Raw genomic sequence first — 3,041 nt, forward strand, 5'->3', positions numbered from 1 at the left:
CCACGCGGCCGCGCCGAAGCCCTCGGCGCCGCGCGCGCCGGACGCGGTCACGGAGCTCGGCGCCGCGTTCGCGGCCGAGGTTGCGGAGCTTCGCGCGTATTTCCAGAGCCTCGACGCGGCGCTCTCGGAGGCCGCAACCGACGTCGGCGACGTGCCGATGGGCGAGGAGAGCGCGCGCCTCCTCTCCCACGTGAACGAGCTCCGCACCGACTTCGAAAGCCTGGATCGCCGGCTCGCCGCGATGGGCGAAGGCGTCGCCCGCGCGCTCGGTCGCCTCGGCGGCGAAGACGCCGGGAAGCCTTAAGCGCCGGATGCGCCAAGGTTCGCCGAAGGATCATGGACGCCCCCCTGGGAAGGATCGCGGAGGCCACAACCCCCGTCGCGCGGACGATCGAGCGCCAGTGGGACGAGGCCGCGGCCCTGCATCGCGAGGCCCCGGACCCCATGTTCCTGCTCGATCGCCAGGGCATCGTGCGGCGCGCCGCGGGTCCGGTGGCACACGTCGAGGGCAAGCGGTTCCTCGATCTCGTGCCGCGCGAAGCGCGCTACGACGTCGCGCTCTCGATCCAGGACGCCTTGAGCCCCGGACTCGCACGGAGCTTCGACGTGCAACTCGAGGTGGGCTCGGAGGCCCGATGGTTCCAGGCGTCGGCGTATCCCGTGCGGGAGGGAGACCTGATCGTCGGAATCATCCTGCGCACGCTCGATGTCACGAGTCGACGGCGGGAAGAAGAGCGGCTGCGACGCCGCGAGAGCCTCATGAGCGACGCCGAGGGGACCGCCCATCTCGGAACGTGGGAATGGGACGTCACGCAGCCCGTGGCCTCGTGGTCGCCCGAGCTCTACCGAATCTATGGCCTGGACCCCGCGACGCATACGCCGACGTATCAGGACTACCTGACGAGAGTCCATCCCGACGATCGGCAACGCGTGATCGAGGCGACGGAATCCGTCTTCCGCGACCATGAACCGTTCTCGCATGACGAACGCGTCTTTCGATCGGACGGCGAGATCCGTTACCTGCACACGTGGGCGCAGGCGGTCGTCGACGACCGCGGCAGGCTCCAACGGCTCCTCGGCGTCTGCCAGGACATCACCGATCGCAAGCGCGTCGAGCTCGCCCTCGCGGAATCGGAATCGCGGTTTCGGGCGATCTTCAACCGCTCGGCGCTCGGCATCGCGACGCTCGACCCCGCCGGCCGGATCGAGGAGGCGAACCCGGCTTTCGAAGCGCTCTTGTCCACAGAGGAAATCGTGGGCCGGAGCCTCTTCGATTTCACCCATCCGGACGACCGATCACGGGACCGTCGTCTCCTCGGTCGCCTTCTCCTCGACCCCGGCGAGGCGAGGACGGTCGAAACCCGATTCCTCCGTCCCGATGGACACGTCGTATGGGCGCGCGTCACGCTTTCTCCCGTGCTGCCCGCCGAGCCGCGCAAGCCGTTCATGGTCGCGATGGTCGAGGACGTCACGGCAAGGCGAGCCTCGGAGGAGGCGAGCCGGGTCGCCGCGGAGCGATTGCTGAGGATCCAGACGCTCGAAGGGGAAAGCGCGTGGAAGAGCCGCGTCCTCACGATGGCTTCGCACGAGCTGAAGAACCCCTTGACGCCGATCCTGCTTCAGATCCATCTTCTCAGGGAAGGACGTCGTGGCCCCGTGACCGACGAGCAGTCGCGGGCGCTGACCATGATCGATGCGCAGGCTCGGCGCCTGAGCGCCCTCCTCGGCGATTTCCTCGATGTCGCCCGCATCGAGCAGGGGCGACTCTTCGTGTCGCCCCGAAATGCCGATCTCGTGACGGTGCTCGCGGCGATCGAGGAGATGTACGCGCCCCTTGCCGCGGAACGCAAACTCACGTTCGAAGTGGTCGCGCCCGCGACCTTGACGGCTCACTTCGATCCCGATCGCATCCAGCAGGTGCTCGAGAACCTCGTGGTGAACGCCCTCAAGTTCACTCCTGCCGAGGGGCGCGTGAGGATCCGCGCCGCCAAGGACGCGGCGGGCGGCGCCGTGATCGAGGTCGAGGACACGGGGCCCGGCATACCCGCCGACCTCCTGGAGTCGAGCTTCCGACCCTTCATGCGCACGGCCGACCGCGAGCGCTCGCGCGCCGCCGGCACGGGTATCGGATTGTACATCGCGCGAAGCCTCGTGGAGGCCCACCGAGGCACCATCACCGCGCGGAACCGCGATGAAGGCGGCGCCGTGTTCCGCGTCGTGCTCCCGCCCGCGTGATCAGCGGCGCATGCGCTCGCGCGACGCCTTCTTCGAGTCGTCGAGGGCGGCGCGAAAGGCCGCGATGGTTTCGCGCGAGGAGTTGACGCTCTGGAGGAAGCGGATGTACGCCTTCTCCTGGCATTGGACACCCGTGATCCGGTCCTCGTCGTCCATGATGAGGTGGACGGCGGGGTCGGCGGCGAATTCGGTGAGCTTCTCGGCGGTCGAGGAGCCGGGCTCGATCGGTTTTCCGAACATCACCTCGACCAGCGAGCCTTCGAGCCGACGGATGAGCGTCGGCAATTCATCGCCCCCGGAGGCGCGGCGTGTGGTCGTTTCCGTGCGCTGGGATCCGGTGGGCGGAAGTTTCCATGACTGAGGGGCGGCTTGGACCGCCGTCCGCATCAATGTTTCCGTCCTTTGCGGCCCGTTCACGCCCGCGGCTTGCGGCGGAGCCAGCTGCGGAAGGCCTCGAGGAACGGGACGACGTACACGTCGCCGCCGTCGTAGGCCATCTTTTCGACGAAGGCCGCGGGCGGCGCGTCGCTCACGGACGTGACCTGGCCCGTGCCGTCGCCCCGGGATGTGAGCTTCACCTGGGACCCGTTCTCCTCGGCGGCCACTTCGAGCACGCGGTCGCGGTCGCCGAGCATCTTGGCGAAGGCTCCGATCATGACCTGACCTCGCCTTCCCGGGGGGATAGTCCTTCGCTCATGGCCCCAGGGAGACGAGGCCCCCGGGCCCGGACGACCCGCGCGCGCCAAGCCTTTATCAGGAACCCCGGGCGTCCCAGCGCATCGGCGCCGCTCCCCTCGCCCCACCCC

Annotated in this window: 4 protein-coding genes; 2 read left to right on the forward strand and 2 right to left on the reverse strand. The window is 68.9% G+C overall.

The window, feature by feature from the left end:
- Together VM889_10810 and VM889_10815 are read left to right on the forward strand one after the other, a co-directional pair.
- Positions 1-304 (forward strand): hypothetical protein (locus VM889_10810; protein ID HVL49037.1); only part of this gene is annotated, 304 nt, incomplete at its 5' end.
- A gap of 32 nt (positions 305-336) precedes the next feature.
- Positions 337-2,235 (forward strand): PAS domain S-box protein, encoded by a 1,899-nt coding sequence (locus VM889_10815; protein HVL49038.1) that lies wholly within the window; start codon positions 337-339, stop codon positions 2,233-2,235.
- On the opposite strand, the gene VM889_10820 is transcribed toward VM889_10815, so the two are convergent.
- Both VM889_10820 and VM889_10825 read right to left on the reverse strand, forming a co-directional pair.
- Complete coding sequence (locus tag VM889_10820; GenBank protein ID HVL49039.1) at positions 2,236-2,520, reverse strand: hypothetical protein; 285 nt, start codon at positions 2,518-2,520, stop codon at positions 2,236-2,238.
- A 128-nt stretch (positions 2,521-2,648) separates the two neighbouring features.
- Positions 2,649-2,891 (reverse strand): hypothetical protein, encoded by a 243-nt coding sequence (locus VM889_10825; GenBank protein HVL49040.1) that lies wholly within the window; start codon positions 2,889-2,891, stop codon positions 2,649-2,651.
- Positions 2,892-3,041 lie beyond the last annotated feature (150 nt).

Source organism: Candidatus Thermoplasmatota archaeon, from assembly GCA_035540375.1.
Taxonomy (GTDB): Archaea; Thermoplasmatota; SW-10-69-26; order JACQPN01; family JAJPHT01; genus DATLGO01.